The sequence below is a fragment of the Haloarcula salina genome (assembly GCF_010119195.1).
GTDB lineage: Archaea > Halobacteriota > Halobacteria > Halobacteriales > Haloarculaceae > Haloarcula > Haloarcula salina.
Genome location: NZ_WRXL01000002.1, coordinates 614,336 through 631,913 on the forward strand (window position 1 = coordinate 614,336; position 17,578 = coordinate 631,913).

Genomic DNA, 17,578 nt, shown 5'->3' on the forward strand with positions numbered 1-17,578 from the left:
CAGCATGCATTATCCGACGTGGGACGGACCGACCTGGTATGGCCGAGGACACCCTGTACGACCGACTGGGAGGCGACGAGGGACTCGAAGCGGTCGTCGACGACTTCTACGAGCGCGTGCTGGCCGACGACGACCTGCGCGAGTACTTCGAGGACACCGACATGGAGGCGCTGCGCGACCACCAGCGGGCGTTCCTGACGATGGTCACCGGCGGGCCGACGACCTACGACGGCGACGACATGCGGGCGGCCCACGCCCACCTCGATCTGTCGGTGGCCGACTTCGAGGGGGTCGCGGGCCACCTCGGCGACGCGCTCCGGGCGGCGGGCGTTTCCGAGGCCGACCGAGAGGCGGTGCTGTCGGCTGTCGCGGATCTCGAAGCCGACGTGTTGAACCGATAAGAAGCGACGAGCGGCTAGAACGGCTGTTCTCTGACGATGGTCTCGCCGCGGCCGGGGCCGACGCCGATGGCGTAGGCCGGCGTGTCGAGTTCGTCCTCGATGTACTCGACGTAGGCCTTCGCGTTCTCCGGCAGCGCGTCGTATCCCTCGTCGGCGACGGCCTGCCAGTCGGCCTCGGGCCAGCCGTCGAACGAGCGGACGTTCGCCTCACAGCGGGCCCACTGTTCGGTGGTCGCGGGCATCGACGCCAGTTCCTCGCCGTCGAGCGTGTAGGTGTGACCGACCTTCACCTCGTCGAGGCCGGCGAGCACGTCGAGGTGGTTGATGGCGATGCCGGTGAAGCCGGAGACGCGCGTCGAGTGCCGGAGCATCGGCAGGTCGAGCCAGCCGACCCGTCGCGGCCGTCCGGTGACCGTGCCGTACTCGCCCCCTTCCTCGCGGATGTAGTTCGCCAGCTCCTCGTTCTCGCCCTCGCCCTGCTCGTCGTAGCCGGGCGTGTCGCCGACGACGCCGCCGAGTTCGGTCGGGAGCGGGCCGCTGCCCACGCGCGTGAGGTACGCCTTGACGATGCCGATGATCTCGCCGCCGCCGACGACGCCGGGGCTGAGCCCGGTCCCGGTCGCCGCGCCGCCCGCGGTCGGGTTCGAGGAGGTGACGTACGGGTAGTTCCCGTGGTCGATGTCGATTATCGTCCCCTGTGCGCCCTCCAGCATGACGTTCTGGCCCTCGTCGATGGCGGCCGAGAGGAACGCACCAGCGTTGACGGTCATGTCCTCGGCCTCGAAGCGGCGGCCGAAGTCGCGGAACTCCTCGAAGAGCGCGTCGACGTCGAGGGCGTCCGGGTCCTCCAGGTCGTCCACGTCGAGGCCGTAGACGTCCTCGACGACGGCGCGCTTCTGGGGCACGACGTACTCCAGGCGCTCGCGCAGCACGTCGGGGTCGAGCAGGTCGCCGACGCGAACCCCGCGCCGGCCGGCCTTGTCCTCGTAGGTCGGCCCGATGCCGCGGCCGGTGGTCCCGACCTCCTGGTCGGACTCGCTCTTGACCTCCTCCTCGATGCCGTCGAGCACCCGGTGAAACGGGAGAATGACGTGTGCCCGTTCGGCGATGCGGACGTCTGGGTCGAGGCCGCGGTCCTGCAGCGTGTCGATCTCGTCGAACAGCGTTCGCGGATTGACGACGCACCCGTTGCCGAGTACGCCGACCTTGCCGCGGATGGCTCCGCTCGGAACCAGCGAGAGCTTGTACTCCTCGCCCTCGTGGACGACGGTGTGGCCGGCGTTATCGCCGCCCTGATAGCGCGCGACGACGTCCACGTCGTCGCCGTACAGGTCGACGATGCCGCCCTTCCCCTCGTCGCCGAGCTGTGAGCCGACGATGGTTACGGTCATCGCACGGACCTTCCAGCCTCCGTGATAAACAGATTACGGTCCGCACACGTCACCCTCGCCAGCAGTCCCCATGTGAACCGTTACGACGCCTTTAATACGCACCTGTTTGAAGTAAAAACCGGTAAAGGCGGGTGTGTGAGGGGAACATTTAAATCCCGCAAACACAAGTTAACAATTGCCATGATAGACAGGCTTGAAAAGGAAGTCGACATGCTGGAGCGCCACTTGCAGGTGCTGCGCATGGTTATTGAGAACGAGCCTATCGGTATCGTGAAGATGTCGAACGAGACGGGCTACCCGCACCACAAGGTGCGCTACTCCCTTCGCGTCCTCGAGGAGGAGAACCTCATCGAGCCCTCCAGTCAGGGCGCGATCACCACCGAACAGACCGGTGAGTTCGTCGACGATCTCGACGAGAAGATCGACGAGATCATCGAGAAGCTCGAAGGCATGAAAATCGAAGACGCGGCCGAGATCGAAGGCTAACCTCTTCTCCGTTCAGAGCTCCGGGACCGCCAGGTGGAACTCCTGGTTTCTCGCTTCTAACAGACAGAGGTGAAAGCCCTCCTTGCGTGAGAGGTTCACGAAGCTCTTTCGCTTGTCCCGACTGAACAGCCCGCTCGACGTGGCCTCCGTGGCGGTTTCGAGCGCGCCGGGTTCGAAGAAACTGCTAGTGACGAGGAACGCCGCGGCCAGCGAATCGGAGGCGTTCCCGACCCGCTCGGCGTTGGTGACCAGATCGGTCATCTGGCTGTCGGTCGCCGGGTCCCGCGAGTCGTTGATGTTCGCGACCACCAGCGGGTTCCCCATCCGGTCGCGCACGACCACGTCGAAGCGCTCCTGTGACCGGGTCTCCTGGCCGTCTTCCGTGTAGGTCACCGAGACCTGTCCGTTCAGTTCCGCACGGTCGATCTGGGGCAGCCCCTCGTAGAGGTCCTTCATCGAACCGGTGTGGCCGGTGCTCGCGATTTCGTAGAGGAGGTTTCGGACGAGCCAGTTGACGAAGCGGTACTGGATGCTCTCCGAGAGGAACTCCTCGAACGGCGTGCCGTCGACCGTCGCGCCCTCGGCCTCGAACTGCGTGTGGTGTTCCAGTCGGAGGTTCTCCTCGACCTGCTCGCGGGTCGCCTCCCCGTCGCGGGCCTTCTCCAGCGTCGCCTTCCCCTTCGAGTGGTACCTGACGAAGAGGTTCGTCCCGTTGATCGCCTCGGCAGTGCTCAGCCGCGGCCCGGCGGGGGCTCCGTCGCCGGCCTGTTCGGCGAGGCGGTCCTCGAGGCGCTCGATCTCGGCCCGCGCGTCGGCCAGTTCCGACTCCAGTCGATCCCGTTCGGTCCGAAGTTCCTCGGTCGTCGCTTCGAGGTCGGCAAGCTCCGATTCGAGTTCCGACACCGTCTCGGCTCGCGCTTCGAGTTCCGTCTCCAGTTCGGCCACGCGCTCGTCGGAACCGGACGACGACTCGTCGCGGTCGGGCGCCGGTTGGGTCGGTGGCTCCTGGCCGGTGGCTTCCTGCCGCTGGTGGTCCCGCTCGACGGTCGCCGGTTCGGAGGTGCGCCTCTCTGCCGAAGTCGGCGTCTCGCGGTGCGGAGACCGGTCCTGCGAGCGGCCCGCGCCCGACGACTGGGGCGTGTTCGCGTCGGCATCTCCGGCGGACTGGTCGCGCCGAGACGCCGACGCCGGCCCCATCGCCGACGGCGGTACCTGCGTTCCGCCGCCCGATTGCTCCCGAGCGCTCGCGGACTTGCCGGGGTCGAGCGACGGAATGGACCGGGTCTCCAGGTCGGCGCTCGACGGTTCTGGCTCGGCCGCCGCCGTTTCCGCCTGCGCTCGGGGCCGTCGCGGCTCGCGGTGCTGCTCCGTCGGGCCGGCGCGCTCGGTATTCGTCTCCGGCGTGCGTCGACTCGCCTCGCTCGCCTGCGCGCTGTCCTCGGTGCGCGTCTCGGCGGCCTGAGCCGGCTCTCGTGTCGAGGTCGCGTCAGTCTGCTCGCGCGCGCTCGACTGGTCACCCGCGACCGGTCCCTCGTGGGCCGAGTCGGTTTCGGGTGTCGTCGCAGACTCCGTGTCTTCGCTCACGTCGCTGTTCGGTTCCTCCGTAGTCGAGGACTGCCCGGTCGCGTCGGCGGTTCGATCGGCCGCCGGGTCCGCCCGGTCGTCCGCGGAACGCTGGCGCGCACCGCCGGGGTTCGTCCCCTTCGTTCCGGGAGGACCGCCCGCCCCGCCCGTCGGACCGCCCTCGGACGGCTGCCGGTCCGTTCGCCCGGAGTCCGCCGGTGGTTCGGTCGGTTCTATCGCCGACGACGACCGGGAGTCGTTCGGCGACTCGTCGGTGTCGGTCGCGTCGGCGGCATCGTCTGTCGGGACGGCCGCCGCATCGGCGGCATCCGCGTCGTCAGCGTCGTCGGACGCACCGCCCTCGTCGCTGTCGGGCACGGCGGCCGCCGCGTCCGTCGGGTCGTCGTCGACGGGTTCGGGGATCTCGACCGGATCGATGTCGACCGGCATGACCTCGTAGATCCCCACCTCGTCGTCGGCCGTCTCGAAGGCCTCGTCGCCGGTGAGCAGTTTCTCCGCGTTGCCGACCCACGCGACGCTCATCGACCGGCCCTGGTGATACACCGTGTAGTAGTCCCCGGAGAGGACGTTCTCGGAGAGTTCGATGAACCCGGTGAAGCTCCCGTCGCTCAGCGTCCGGTCGACCTCCGAGAGCGGCGTCTCCTCGGTGTAGTACTTCGCTTTGACCTCGTCGGCGCGCTCTTGCATCACCGCGAGGAGGGCAAGCGCGTCGTGAGGCGCGCGTCTGGCGGTCCCCTCGGCGGCCTCGAAGTCCTCGATGTCGCCGTCGAGGACGCCGACGACCGTCCCGTTCAACATGAACAGACGGGTGGGGCCGGCGGTCACCGCGCCGGAGAACTCCTCTCCGGCGAGGGCCTGCAGGCCCGCGTACCCGCCCTCGAACGGGACCGACTCCCAGCCGTCGATCCGCTCGACCGTGCGTGTACTCATTACCTCACTCAAGCCGGATGGCGGACAAATAGTTTGTGCCCGGGTCGGAACGCGTTATCGGCCTCGGTTTGGCCGGCGTCGCGGGCTGTCGGGCCCGAATCGGGTCGGGACTGGAGTTACGAGTCGGCGAGGTGTCGCCCGCGAGCGACGACGTACATGAGAACGATGCCGGTCCCGACGGCGAGGACGAACTGGCCGAGCAGGGCCAGCACGGCCCCCAGCGGTGAACTGCCGAGCGCCAGGTACACGAGGGCGTAGGGGACGAGGGCGACGGCGACGAACGCGCCGATGAGTTTCGCGAGCGGCCGGGATTCCGAGAGGATCTGTGCGACGTTCAGGTCCCCGGTAGCGGGGTCGACGAAGGGCGACATACCTGTCCGACCGGTCACCGCCCCCTCGTAAGTAGCTCCCGGATACTGCGGGACAGTCCGGTCGGCGCGGGACCGGGTCTCGGGCGGACGGTGTACCGGCGGTCCGATGGACATATCACCGGCCGGTCGCAAGTGACGGTATGGCAGAGGCAGAGGAGCCGGGACTGAGCGACCAGTATCCGACCGCGAGCCCGTGGCCGCTGTTCGTCGCTCTCGGGCTGACGCTGTCCGAGATCGGCGTGTTCATCGGCCTCTTTCCGGTCGCCGTCTTCGGGCTGATACTGTTCGGTGGGAGCGTCGCCGGGATTCTGACCGAGTCAGGGTACGCCGAGCGCCCGTGGCCGACGCTGCTCGGCGTCGGCGCGGTGCTGACGGTACTCGCCGCGGCGCTGGCGCTCTGGCAGATTCCGCTGGCCGACATCGCGCTGTCGAACGTCGGCGAGGGGCCGCTGTTGACCCGCCTCGTCGCCGTCGCCGTCGCCGGTCTCGTGATGGCCGCGATGGGGAGCGTCGCGTCGCTCCTCGAACAGACCGCGGCCTGAGCGAAACCAACAGCCTATTTACCGGCCTCTACAAAGGCCCAGCCATGGCACTGTTTGGGTTCGAAAAAGACACCCTGCTCGACCTCACTGTGAACGTCATTCCGCTGGGTATCATCCTCTTCTTCATCGCCGCGTTCGCCGTGTTCCCGGCTTTCGGAACGGACCCCGTCTTCTCCGGGATGCAGTTCGCGCTGATGGTCTCGATGTTCCTGCTGCTCGCCGTCCTGACGTACTACGCGGGCCGCGCCATCGAGAACGCAGAGTCGCGCCAGGAGAGCGTCGAAGCGGCGTCCGCCGTCGAGGAACCGCCAGGAGAAGTCACCGGGCTCGACGACACCGGCGTCGAGGACGGCGAAGCGACCCAGGAGTAAACGATACCCGGTCGCCCGGGGCCCCGCGAGAGCCGTTCTGCAGTTCGACGGATACCCACTCCAACGAGACCCAGGCAAGTGGCGTCGCCGACGTTCACACGCCAGTGCCGTGTGCCGGTCGGGGCAAGCGATCGCGGGCGCACGAGGCGCGTGAACCGACCCTTTCATTATGGCCCAGTCCTGAGAATCGTCCATGGTAGCAGGAGATATTGTGCTGACGGGGCTCATGGCCGTCCTCCTCGTCGGCATCGCCGCGCTTCTCACGCGCATCGAGAACTGGCGGTCCTATACGCCCCTCGCCGGGGGCGGGACCGCCACGGGTGAGACCGTGGTTCATCGAGAGAAACCCGCTGGTATCATTCGCTGGCTGACAACCGTCGACCACAAGGACATCGGCCTGCTGTACGGGCTGTACGCCATCATCGCCTTCGCGGTCGGCGGCATCATGGCGTTTCTCATCCGCGTCCAGCTCGTCACGCCCGCCGGGGCGATCCTGAGCAACAACGCCTACAACTCCATCCTGACGAGCCACGGGATCACGATGCTGTTCCTGTTCGGGACGCCCATCATCGCGGCGTTCGCGAACTACTTCATCCCGCTGCTCATCGGGGCCGACGACATGGCGTTCCCGCGCATCAACGCCATCGCGTTCTGGGTCCTCCCGCCCGCGGCACTCCTCATCTGGGCCGGGTTCTTCCTCGCGCCGGTGACCGACAACATGATCGAGCCGGCCCGGACGGCCTGGACGATGTACACGCCGCTGTCGGTCGAGCAGACGAACCCCGGCGTGGACCTGATGCTGCTCGGACTCCACCTCTCCGGGGTCGGAGCGACGATGGGCGCGATCAACTTCATCGCGACCATCTTCACCGAGCGCGACGGCGACGTCGACTGGGCGAACCTCGACATCTTCTCGTGGACGATGCTTACCCAGTCCGCGCTCATCCTGTTCGCGTTCCCGCTGCTGGGGAGCGCCCTCGTCATGCTGCTGATGGATCGGAACCTCCAGACGACGTTCTTCGCCGTCGAGGGCGGAGGTCCGCTGCTGTGGCAGCACCTGTTCTGGTTCTTCGGCCACCCCGAGGTGTACATCCTCGTCCTACCGCCGATGGGGCTCGTGAGTCTCATCCTGCCGAAGTTCTCCGGCCGGAAGCTGTTCGGCTTCAAGTTCGTCGTCTACTCCACGCTGGCCATCGGCGTCCTCTCCTTCGGCGTCTGGGCACACCACATGTTCTCGACGGGCATGGACCCGCGCCTGCGCGCCTCGTTCATGGCCGTCTCGCTCGCCATCGCCATCCCGAGCGCCGTCAAGACGTTCAACTGGATCACGACGATGTGGAACGGTCGGCTCCGCCTGACGACGCCGATGCTGTTCTGTATCGGCTTCGTCTCGAACTTCATCATCGGCGGCGTCACCGGCGTGTTCCTCGCCGCCGTTCCGGTCGACCTCATCCTCCACGACACCTACTACGTCGTGGGTCACTTCCACTACATCGTGATGGGGGCGATCGGCTTCGCGGCCTTCGCGGGCATCTACTACTGGTTCCCGGTCTTCACCGGCCGGATGTACCAGCGCACCCTCGGGAAGGCGCACTTCTGGCTCTCGATGGTCGGGACCAACCTCACCTTCTTCGCGATGCTGGCGCTTGGCTACCTCGGGATGCCGCGCCGGTACGCCACCTACCAGTTCGACGGCGCGATCGCCCCGCTGGTCCAGGTCACGACGTTCCACCAGCTGGCGACGGTCGGCGCGGTCATCCTGCTGGTCGGTCAGCTCATCTTCGTCTGGAACATCGTCCAGTCCTGGCTCGAAGGACCGAAGGTCGAGGACGGCGACCCGTGGAACCTCGAACGCGACGGGATGCTCGACCGCGAGTTCGAGTGGTTCGACGAGCAGCTCGAAGCCGACGAACACGAGCGCGACCCGTCGCTGCTCGCCGACGGCGGACAGGACGAACAGACGGACTCGTAAGCGAGAAGACTGTTTTCGACCGCGGTTCTCTCGTTCGATGCTGAACTCGACAGCGGCGCTACAACCGCGTGAGCGCGGCCGCAAGAGCGCCGCGGCCTAGCTCGCACCGGAGACGAGGACGATGGCGGTGACGAACATCATGAGGGCGATACCCGAGAGAACGAGAAACAGCAGTTCCTTCTGGGACATACGTGAACTACGGGGCCGAAGTGAAAAAGGCTAATCGTCTCGGGCCCTTCGTTCCGGTATGACCCAGCGAGCGGAGGGCCGTTCCGGACAGGGCATCGTGGTCCGGCTGTACGTCGCCATCGTCGTGCTGGCGGGCGTGATGGGATTCGTTCTCGGAAGTATCCGCCCGGAGAACCTTCAGCCGAGGCTGTTCGGCGTGCTCGCGCTCCCGCCGACGCCGCTCGGCGTCGCCATTTACGGACTCGTCACCGTCGGCGTCGGCCTCGGCGCGCTCCTCGCGCTCGTGATGTACGTCTCCGCGCGGTTCGACGACGCGGCCGCGAACTAGGCCACGCTCGCCGTCTCCTGGTACGACCCGTACTCGGCCTCGAAGACGGCCATGATCTCGCCCATCGTCGCGTACGCCTTGACGGCGTCGACGATGACCGGCATGACGTTTTCGCCCGCGTCCACGGCGTCGCGAAGGTCGTCGAGTGCGGCCTCGACGGCCGCGTCGTCGCGGTCCGCCTTCACCGAGGCCAGCCGGTCTCGCTGGCGCTCCTGGACGTCCTCGTCGACGGTCAGTATCTCCGGCTCGGTGTCCTCCTCGACGGTGTACTTGTTGACGCCGACGACGACCTCCTCGTCCTCCTCCACGCGCTCCTGGTACTCGTAGGCGGCGTCCTGGATCTCGCGCTGGAAGTAGCCGCCCTGGATGCCGTCGAGCACGCCGTCGCGGACGGACCCGTCGCCGAGTTCCTCGCGGACGTGTTCGATGTAGGCCATCGCCTTCTCCTCGACCTCGTCGGTCAGCGCCTCGACGGCGAAGCTCCCGCCGAGCGGGTCGACGATGTCGGCGGCTCCGGACTCCTCGGCGATGATCTGCTGGGTGCGCAGGGCCACGCGGACGGCGTCCTCGGAGGGGAGCGCGAGCGCCTCGTCGAAGCTGTTGGTGTGGAGGCTCTGGGTCCCGCCGAGGACGCCGGCGAGCGCCTGGATGGTCACGCGGACGACGTTGTTGACGGGCTGTTGGGCGGTGAGCGACTGTCCGGCGGTCTGGGTGTGGAACTTCAGTTGCTTGCTGGCGTCGGCCTCCGCGCCGTACCACTCGTCCATGACGCGCGCGTAGATGCGCCGCGCCGCGCGGAACTTCGCGATCTCCTCGAAGATGGAGTTGTGCGAGTTGAAGAAAAAGGACAGTTGGGGCGCGAACTCGTCGACGTCGAGGCCCCGTTCCAGGCAGTCCTCGACGTAGGCGAACCCGTCGGCGAGCGTGAACGCGAGCTCCTGGATCGCGGTCGAGCCGGCCTCGCGGATGTGATAGCCCGAGACCGAGACGGGCTTGAACTTCGGCGTCTCCCGACAGGCGAACTCGATCACGTCGGTGACCAGCTTCAGCGACGGCTCGGGCGGGATTACCCACTCCTTCTGTGCGATGAACTCCTTGAACATGTCGTTCTGGAGGGTCCCGCGGATCTCCTCGCGCGGCACCCCCTGCTGGTCAGCGAGCGCGATGTACATGGCGTAGACGACCGGCGCGCTGGGGTTGATGGTGAACGAGGTCGACACCTCGTCGAGGCGGATGCCGTCGAACAACCGCTCCATGTCCGCCAGCGTGTCGACGGCGACGCCCTCCTTGCCGACCTCGCCGTCGGCCATCGCGTCGTCGGAGTCGATACCCATGAGCGTCGGCATGTCGAACGCCGTCGAGAGCCCGGTCTGGCCCTCGTCGATGAGGTAGTGAAAGCGCTCGTTGGTCTCGTCGGCGGTCCCGAAGCCGGCGAACTGACGCATCGTCCACTGCCGGCCGCGGTACATCGTCGGGTACACGCCGCGGGTGTACGGTTCCTCGCCGGGGAAGCCGAGGTCGGCCTCGTAGTCGAGGTCCGCCACGTCCAGCGGCGTGTACAGCCGGTCGACCTCGTGGTTCGACACCGTCGCGTAGCGGTCGTCGCGCTCGCCGTAGGCGTCCAGTACCGGGTCGAGCGTCTCGGCTTCCCACTCGTCTCGCTGCTCGCGGATCCGCCGGAGGTCCGCCTCGTCGTACATGCGTGCGAGTATGTCACGATTTAGCAAGAAGGTTCGGGCGGTCGGGAGGGGGCGGCAGGTACCGGCCGGCCAACGTGTGCCCTCCGGGCGGAGCCGCTCCCGACGGCGCTCCGCTGGTGAGCGCTACTCCTGGAGCCGTTCGGTCGTCTGGACGAGGGGGTGGTGGGCGTAGTCGACGACTTCGATGTCCTCGATGGATTCGAGGTCGGAGTTGGCGGCCGTCTCGGCCATCCCCAGTTCGACCGTCTCGTCGAGGACGATGACGTAAGCGTCCATCTCTTCGATGCCGAGGCGCGCGGCGGCCTTCACCCGGTGGTGACCGTCGGCCAGCAGGAGGTCCCCGCCGTTGTCGATGACGACCAGGGGCTCGGCCAGCCCGCGTTCGAGTTCGTACACCCGTCCTTCGAGTTCGTCGGCGTACACCGTCGTCTGCGTCGGCGTGAGGTCGGACAGCTTCACCTCCCGCCTGCCTTCGTGGGTGGTGATGCCGTGGATGTTCTCCAGCGTTCGGCTGAGCTTGTCGACCTTGCCCGGCGTCGCCCGCTCGATGTGCGAGCGGATCACGTCGGCGTTCGAGATGATGCCGACGAGGTGGCCGGCGTCGTCGACGACGGGGAGTTTCTGGATGCCCGAGCGCAGGATGACCCGGGCCGCGTCCTGGACGGCCATGTCCGGGTGGGCCACGAGGATGTCCTCGGTCATCACGCGGAACATCGGCTCGTGGTCCTCCGCGAGCAACAGGTCGCGGGCGCTGACGAATCCCTCGACGCGCCGGCCGTCCGTCACCGGGAAGCCGCTGAAGTGATCGTTGTCGGCGATGCGTCGCGCCACTTCACCGACGGTGTCGTCGAGTTCGACGGTGGCGACCTCGCGGCTCATGTAATCCCCGACCGTCGGTCGACTCGATTCGTCCATCGCCGGTGAGTTCTCGACCGACGGCAAAAAAGGCTCGCCTACCTGGCGTCCTGATCCGATTCGGGGTCGACGAGGTCCTCGGCCTCGTCGGCGTCGTCAGTCGCGCTCTCGGCCTCGTCGCGGTCGCCGTGGATTCTTCGACCGACGCCCGTCGCCTCCGCGAACGCTTCGCCGTCGTAGCCCGCGCGACCGTACATCCGCCCGAGGAGGCGGTTGGACCGCGACTGGACGGCGTCGAGGAAGCGGTCCGAGACGATGGACTCGACGACCGCTTCGAGGGACTCCTCGCGGTCGTCGACGGCCTCTAACAGGCCCAGTTCGATCTGCGCGCCGGCCATATCGGCGTGGCCCCCGGCGGAACCGATCTGCCCGAAGGCGTCCCGCAGCGCCTCGCCGAGGTCGATGTCGGCCCCGCGGGCGCGCGCCGAGACGTAGATCACACCGTCGATGACGCCGTACACCATCGTCGCCTGGACCCCTTCGAGGTTGAGGAGGCGGTCCGCCGCCTGCGCGAGCGCGTCTCGGTCGCCGATCACGCCGACGCCGCTCGACAGCACAGAGCCCTCGCGCTGGCGGTTCGTTATCGCGCGCCCGATGACAGAGAGCGTCTCGGCGCTCACGCTCGGGTTCTCGATGCGCTGGAGCGCTCCCATGTCCGCGTCGGTGACGAGGTGAGCGGCGGCTTCGAAGTCCTTCGCGACGACCTCGCGCCGGAAGTCCTTCGTATCGACCTGGATACCGAACAACAGGCCCGTGGCGATGGGGCCGGAGATGTCGACGCCGAACCGCTGGAGGTAGTCCACCAGCAGCGTGCTCGTCGCCCCGACGCCGCTCCGGAGGTCGACGAAGCGCGCCTCGACGGGCACGCGCGGCGGGTGGTGGTCGATGACGATGTCGATCGGGGTCTCTTCCGGGAGCTGGTCGTTGACGCCCGGTCGGGAGTGATCGACCAGCGCGAAGCCGTCGAACGGCTCTAAGGCGTCCGGGTCGTCCGGGTCGAGGTTCGCGAGGTCGAACTCCAGGACGTTCACGAACGCGCGGTTCTCCTGGTGGGAGATCTCCCCGTAGTAACAGATCGTCACCTCGCAGCCGGCCCGCTCGGCGAGTTCGCCAAGCGCGACGGCGCTCGCGATCGCGTCCGGGTCGGGGTTGTCGTGCGTGACGACCGCCAGGTGGTCGTCGACGTCCCGGAGGACCTGCTGGAGCTTGCGAGCGCGCGTCCCCTCGTCGCCGACAATCTCTTGGAGGCGCTCCGTCACGACTGCCTCGGGGACCACCACGCGGTCGGCCGCGGCCTCCAGGCGCTCGCGCTGTTCCGGCGGTGCCTCCGTCCCGGCGTAGGCGAACAGGAACGCGTCGGGGAAGCACTCGGCCGCGAGGGTCGCCGCCGCGGTGTTCCGGTCCGGATCCTCGCCGGCGACGACGACGCTCTCCGGTTCGAAATCCAGCGCAGAGAGCGTCGCGCGGTCGGTCGGATCGGCCTCGTGGACTTCGACCCCGTCCGCGCGGAGCGTCTCGACCCGGTGCTCGTCGTCGGTGACGACCACGAGATCGCCGGCGTCGGCGCTGACGTGATCGAGGAGGTGTCGTGCCGTCGGCCCGAATCCGAGCACCAGCCGAGAAAGCATACTCGCAGTCGGCTCTGGAGCGCCTAAAATCCCGTTATTTCAGCCGTTCCTGGAGGAAGGACGGATGCGCGGCCGTTACGCCATCGAGCGACAGGATCTTGTCCTCGATGACCTCTGCCAGAGAGTCCCCGTCGAGCGCGCGGACCTCGGCCATCAGCATGTGGTCGCCGCTGGAGGTGTACAGCTCTTCGACCGCCGGGATGTCCTTCAGTTGGCGCGTCGCTTCGACGTAGCGCTCGCTCGCCACGTCGATGCCGACGAGCGCGATGGACTGGCCCGCCAGCTTCTTCGGGTCGATGTCGGCGGAGTACCCGACGATGACGCCCTCCTCTTCGAGCTTCTGGATGTACTTGCGCACCGTGGGCTTCGACACGTCTGCACGCTCCGCGATCTCCGCGTACGAAGCCTGTGCGTCCTCTTCGAGGACCGAAAGGATTCGACGCTCCGTAGACTCGGAACTCATGGAGCTATCTTTTCGGTGCATGAAAAAATATCTTCCGAACCGGAAAGCCGGTTTCGGGAAGCCGTCGAACGAACCGACGGGACCCTTATTTGTGATGCTCGAGGAGGTTGTCGTAGGTCCGCTCCCACTCCGCGTCCTCGTCGAAGTACCGCTCCGCGAGCGGTTCCTCCGGCATCTCGCCGATCTGGCGCTTCTCCTGTCCGTAGGAGGGGCGCGCGTCTTCGACGTACATCCGTCCGGTGAGGACTTCGCCCTCGTAGAGCTTCTCCTCGGTCTGGCGCATCATCTCGGCGGCCTCCGCGCGGTCCGAGAGGTCGAAGTCGTAGTCGTCGGACTGCTGGACGTCCGTGTACGGGACGTAGTGCTTCGCGTCCTTGTTCCAGGTCGGACACTGGGTCAGGAAGTCGATGTGCGCGAAGCCGTCGTGTTCGATGGCCTCGGCGATGATCTCCTTGGCCTGGTTCGGATTCACGGCGGCCGTGCGAGCGATGTAGGTCGCGCCGGCGTTGAGCGACTGGCTCAGCGGCCGGATCGGCGACTTCGCCGAGCCGTGGGGCTGCGTCTTGGACTTGTGCCCCTTCGGCGAGGTCGGCGAGGTCTGCCCCTTGGTCAGCCCGAAGATCTCGTTGTTGAACACGATATACGTCATATCGTGGTTCTCACGGGCCGTGTGGATGAGGTGGTTTCCGCCGATGCCGTACCCGTCGCCGTCACCGCCGGCGGCGATGACTTCGAGTTCGGGGTTGGCGAGCTTCGCCGCCCGGGCGACGGGCAGCGAGCGGCCGTGGATGGTGTGGAAGCCGTAGCTGTTGAAGTAGCTGTTGAGCTTTCCGGAACAGCCGATGCCCGTGAACAGGGCGACCTCGTCGGGATTGCGTCCGACCTCCGGCATGGCCTGTTTCAGCGCCTTCAGGACGCCGAAGTCGCCACAGCCGGGACACCAGGTCGCCTGCGGCTCGATGCCGGGCGTGAACTCGTCGCGGTCGATCTCTCGCTCGTCGCCGATTGCACTGAATGCACTCATGGGTTAGTCACCTGCCGCGGGTACGAACTTCATGTTGCTCGCGGCGAGTTCCTCGCCGTCGATGCTGGACTCGAACCCGTCGACGATCTCGGCGGGCTCGAAGGGGTTACCGTTGTACTTCAGCAAGCTCGACAGCTTCTCGCCGTACTTGCCGAGTTCCTTCTGGGTCAGTCCCCGGAACTGGGCGGTGGCGTTCATCTCGACGACGAGCGCCTCGTCGACGGACTCGAGCCACTCGCTGACTTCCTCGACCGGGTAGGGCATCATGTCGGAGACGCCCAGCGCTTTCACGGAGTGACCGTTCTCGTTGAGCCGGTCGACGGCTTCGAAGGCCGTGTCCTGCTGGCTCCCCCAGACGAGGATCCCGTGATCCGCGTCCTCCGGCCCGTAGTAGGTCTGGTGGCCCGCGTTCTCGTCTAGGTCGGCGCGGATGTCGTCGAGCTTGTTCAGCCGCCGCTCCATCTGGGCGATGCGGTTCTCGGGGTCCTCGCTGATGTGGCCCGAGGGGTTGTGCTCGTTGCCGGTCGCGAGGTAGCGCCCGTCCTTCTGGCCCGGCACGGAGCGCGGGCTGACGTTCGAGCCGTCCTCCGGCTCGTGAAGGAAGCGCTGGAACTTCCCGGAGGGGTGGTGTGCGGCCTCCTGGATCTCCTCCTCGGTGAGGACGGAGCCGGGGTCGGCGTTCGGCTCCTCGTCGAAGTGACTGGCCGGGAGGTTCCGGAGCTCGCCCTGGATCTTCTGGTCGTAGACGACGATGGCCGGAATCTGGTACTCGTAGGCGATGCGGAACGCAGACCGGGTCTGCGTGTAGCACTCGCGGATGTTCGCGGGCGCGAACACGACGCGCGCGGAGTCGCCCTGCGAGGTGTACAGGACGTGTTCGAGGTCGGCCTGCTCGGGCTTGGTCGGCATCCCGGTCGACGGACCGGCACGCATGGCTTCGACCAGCACGATGGGCGTCTCGGTCATCTCGGCGAGTCCGAGCGGCTCTGACATCAGCGCGAAGCCACCGCCGGACGACCCGGACATGGCCTTCACGCCGGCGTGTGACGCACCGAGGGCGAGCGCGGCGGCCGCGATCTCGTCCTCGACCTGCTCGGAGATTCCACCGAACTCCGGCAGGTGCTGTGACATGATGGTGAACACGTCGGTCCACGGCGTCATCGGGTAGCCCGAGATGAACCGACAGCCCTCGTCGAGCGCCCCGTAGGAGATGGCGTTCGAACCCGAGAGGATGACTTGCTCCTCGTCGTGGGAGTTGTCTGGCACCTCGATGTCGTGGTCGATGTCGAGGTCGGCCGCGGCCTCGTAGGCGTCGTGCAGGACGTTGAGGTTCGCCTCCTGCATGTCGCCGCTCATGTTCTGCTCGATGAGCTGTTCGAACTCGGCGGTGTCGATGTCGAGGATGGCGGCGGTCGCGCCGATCCCGGCCGTGTTCCGCATGATCTCGCGGCCGTGTTCCTTGGCGATGCCGCGCAGGTCCATCGGGACGACGTGCCAGCCGTTCTCCTCGGCGGCCTCTTCGAGTTCGATCTCCTCGACGTCCTCTTCGTCGAGGAGCCCCTCGTCGTAGAGGAGGACGCCGCCCTCGCGGAGGTCGTCGAAGTTCTCGTACAGCGGCTTCAGCTCTTCCTTCCCGTAATAGGCCTCTTCCTGCGGGTTGCGGGCGAAGGAGTCGCCCAGCGCGAGCAGGAAGTTGTAGCCGTCACCGCGTGACTGTACCGGCTCGTCTTTCGCGCGTACTTCCACGTACGTGTGGCCGCCACGGATGCGCGACGGGTAGTGGCGATGTGTGAACACGTGAAGCCCCGACCGCATCAAGGCTTTCGCGAAGTTCTGGCTCGTCGAGTCGATCCCGTCACCGGAACCGCCAGCGATGCGCCAGATTAGTTCGTTGTCTGTCATGGTGAAATCCTCGGCCCCAGCTCTGGTGCCGTATCTCGCCAATTGGAGGGCCGTGACTAAAGATTTTCCACTACAACACCGTTCATTAATCGTTATCTTTCGATTCAGCGGCTCACGTGCCGGATTTCGACTTTCGGATCGTCTGTCCGTGGTATGTCGGAGAATACCGCGATTATGCGGAGAATACGGCCGCAATATATCGCCCGCAGTGCCTGTAATTCACGGCCCGTCGGGTGACTCTCGGTGAGAGTCGTCGGAACGACTAACACAGTGAGAACCGATGTCTAATCGAGGATGTCGTTAACGGAACTCATCGCCGGAGTGGAGGACCACCAGAAGACGCTGACGGTCTTCAACGCCGGGGAGTCGGTCGTGGACGACCTGCGCGAGCGTTTTTCCGATCGGAACGTGCGGGTGCGTGCGGAACGAACTGAGAGCGGCCGTCCCGGGGAGTTCATCACGCTCAGCGACGGCGACGAAGTCGTCGCGGCCGCGAGCCTCGATTCGTTCACCGAGACGCTCTCGAACGGCGATCGCTACATCACGCGCGACAGCAGTCCCTATCGCTCGATTCTGGATCACATGGACGAAACGATGTTCACGTCGTGGTCCATCGAACGGATGGTCGCCGCCTCGCGCGAGATCGAGGATCGCGCGTGGCGCGTCGGAAACGGGTCGCTGCACGCGGGTTTCCAGACGCTGTCGACCCTGCAGGGCGAACTCGACCTGTACGAGCGACTCGGCGAGACGGAGGTGTCGGTCCACGCCTACGCCGTCCCGGACATCGAACCCCCGGAATCGAGCGCGTTCTCCCTCCACCTCGAACGCAGCCAGGAGATCGCCGACTCCTGGTTCGTCGTCTTCGACGGCGGCGGCGATCCCAGACAGAAGTGTGCGCTGCTGGCCGAGGAGCGAGAGCCCCGACAGTTCTACGGGTTCTGGACCTACGACGAATCGACGGTCGACTGGATCATCGACTACCTGGAGTCGACCTACGGCTATCTCGAACAGTAAGGCCCACATCCCCCGGAACGGCGCGTCTGCGCGCTCTCATTCGTCCGGTGATCATCGATCTCCTTTTACGTTTGGACTACTCTATCCGGCGGGACAGACACACACCACCCTGCAAGTGTTCTGAATCGGAGAGTGGTGGGTGGACACGACGACGCGACCGAGACGCGGATTCGGATATAACTTCGAGAATACTGCGGGGCGATTGGTCGTTTGGTCCATAACTCAGAATGCGCGAGATTCGAGTATTCTCGGAGCATATCGACTCTTGATTGTTTTCTCGTCTGAACCACTCTCGGTTTCGCAGTAGTAAATTTTGCACGTATCGTAAAATATAACAAATAGCCGGATTCTCCGAATTGCAAACGTC

16 protein-coding genes are annotated in these 17,578 nt (G+C 66.3%); 7 read left to right on the forward strand and 9 right to left on the reverse strand.

Translation table 11 applies throughout. The features are described 5' to 3' along the window. Positions 1 to 38: 38 nt before the first annotated feature. Entirely contained in the window at positions 39 to 401 is a 363-nt protein-coding gene (locus tag GM656_RS08190; protein WP_162413169.1) for a group I truncated hemoglobin, read from the forward strand. 14 nt (positions 402 to 415) lie between these two features. Here GM656_RS08190 and GM656_RS08195 read toward each other — a convergent pair whose 3' ends face one another. After that, positions 416 to 1,792 (reverse strand): adenylosuccinate synthase, encoded by a 1,377-nt coding sequence (locus GM656_RS08195; protein ID WP_162413170.1) that lies wholly within the window; start codon positions 1,790 to 1,792, stop codon positions 416 to 418. Positions 1,793 to 1,972: 180 nt separating this feature from the next. Here GM656_RS08195 and GM656_RS08200 point away from each other — a divergent pair, with 180 nt between their 5' ends. Next, positions 1,973 to 2,278 (forward strand): hypothetical protein, encoded by a 306-nt coding sequence (locus GM656_RS08200; protein ID WP_135304560.1) that lies wholly within the window; start codon positions 1,973 to 1,975, stop codon positions 2,276 to 2,278. A gap of 12 nt (positions 2,279 to 2,290) precedes the next feature. On the opposite strand, the gene GM656_RS08205 is transcribed toward GM656_RS08200, so the two are convergent. Continuing rightward, on the reverse strand, positions 2,291 to 4,792 hold the full coding sequence (locus GM656_RS08205; RefSeq protein WP_162413171.1) for a DUF7527 domain-containing protein: 2,502 nt from the start codon (positions 4,790 to 4,792) through the stop codon (positions 2,291 to 2,293). Positions 4,793 to 4,908: 116 nt separating this feature from the next. Then, positions 4,909 to 5,163: a hypothetical protein gene (locus tag GM656_RS08210; protein ID WP_162413172.1), complete on the reverse strand. Its 255-nt coding sequence runs from the start codon at positions 5,161 to 5,163 to the stop codon at positions 4,909 to 4,911. Positions 5,164 to 5,303: 140 nt separating this feature from the next. Here GM656_RS08210 and GM656_RS08215 point away from each other — a divergent pair, with 140 nt between their 5' ends. The 4 genes from GM656_RS08215 to GM656_RS08230 all read left to right on the forward strand — a co-directional run bounded on the left by GM656_RS08215 (position 5,304) and on the right by GM656_RS08230 (position 8,565). Next, on the forward strand, positions 5,304 to 5,705 hold the full coding sequence (locus GM656_RS08215) for a DUF7541 family protein (RefSeq protein WP_162413173.1): 402 nt from the start codon (positions 5,304 to 5,306) through the stop codon (positions 5,703 to 5,705). A 44-nt stretch (positions 5,706 to 5,749) separates the two neighbouring features. Then, positions 5,750 to 6,076, forward strand: coding sequence for a DUF6684 family protein (locus GM656_RS08220; protein WP_162413174.1), 327 nt, complete (start codon positions 5,750 to 5,752; stop codon positions 6,074 to 6,076). 193 nt (positions 6,077 to 6,269) lie between these two features. Then, positions 6,270 to 8,048: a cytochrome c oxidase subunit I gene (ctaD, locus tag GM656_RS08225; RefSeq protein ID WP_162413175.1), complete on the forward strand. Its 1,779-nt coding sequence runs from the start codon at positions 6,270 to 6,272 to the stop codon at positions 8,046 to 8,048. A gap of 247 nt (positions 8,049 to 8,295) precedes the next feature. After that, positions 8,296 to 8,565, forward strand: coding sequence for a DUF7520 family protein (locus tag GM656_RS08230; protein ID WP_162413176.1), 270 nt, complete (start codon positions 8,296 to 8,298; stop codon positions 8,563 to 8,565). Here the strand turns inward: GM656_RS08230 and GM656_RS08235 are convergent. From GM656_RS08235 to GM656_RS08260, 6 genes are all read right to left on the reverse strand, one after another. Continuing rightward, on the reverse strand, positions 8,562 to 10,265 hold the full coding sequence (locus GM656_RS08235; protein ID WP_162413177.1) for a methylmalonyl-CoA mutase family protein: 1,704 nt from the start codon (positions 10,263 to 10,265) through the stop codon (positions 8,562 to 8,564). The genes GM656_RS08230 and GM656_RS08235 overlap by 4 nt on opposite strands. Positions 10,266 to 10,388: 123 nt before the next feature. Further along, positions 10,389 to 11,180 carry a CBS domain-containing ParB/RepB/Spo0J family partition protein gene (locus tag GM656_RS08240; RefSeq protein ID WP_162413178.1) on the reverse strand — a complete coding sequence of 264 codons (792 nt, stop codon included), beginning with the start codon at positions 11,178 to 11,180 and terminating at the stop codon, positions 10,389 to 10,391. Between the two features lie 38 nt (positions 11,181 to 11,218). Further along, positions 11,219 to 12,808 carry a DHH family phosphoesterase gene (locus GM656_RS08245; protein ID WP_162413179.1) on the reverse strand — a complete coding sequence of 530 codons (1,590 nt, stop codon included), beginning with the start codon at positions 12,806 to 12,808 and terminating at the stop codon, positions 11,219 to 11,221. 34 nt (positions 12,809 to 12,842) lie between these two features. Beyond that, entirely contained in the window at positions 12,843 to 13,271 is a 429-nt protein-coding gene (lrpA1, locus tag GM656_RS08250; protein ID WP_162413180.1) for an HTH-type transcriptional regulator LrpA1, read from the reverse strand. Between the two features lie 85 nt (positions 13,272 to 13,356). Then, on the reverse strand, positions 13,357 to 14,295 hold the full coding sequence (locus GM656_RS08255; RefSeq protein ID WP_162413181.1) for a thiamine pyrophosphate-dependent enzyme: 939 nt from the start codon (positions 14,293 to 14,295) through the stop codon (positions 13,357 to 13,359). Between the two features lie 3 nt (positions 14,296 to 14,298). After that, positions 14,299 to 16,197 (reverse strand): 2-oxoacid:acceptor oxidoreductase subunit alpha, encoded by a 1,899-nt coding sequence (locus GM656_RS08260; RefSeq protein ID WP_162413182.1) that lies wholly within the window; start codon positions 16,195 to 16,197, stop codon positions 14,299 to 14,301. A gap of 294 nt (positions 16,198 to 16,491) precedes the next feature. Between GM656_RS08260 and GM656_RS08265 the strand changes: the two genes are divergently transcribed. Continuing rightward, on the forward strand, positions 16,492 to 17,211 hold the full coding sequence (locus tag GM656_RS08265) for a DICT sensory domain-containing protein (RefSeq protein ID WP_162413183.1): 720 nt from the start codon (positions 16,492 to 16,494) through the stop codon (positions 17,209 to 17,211). Positions 17,212 to 17,578: the final 367 nt, after the last annotated feature.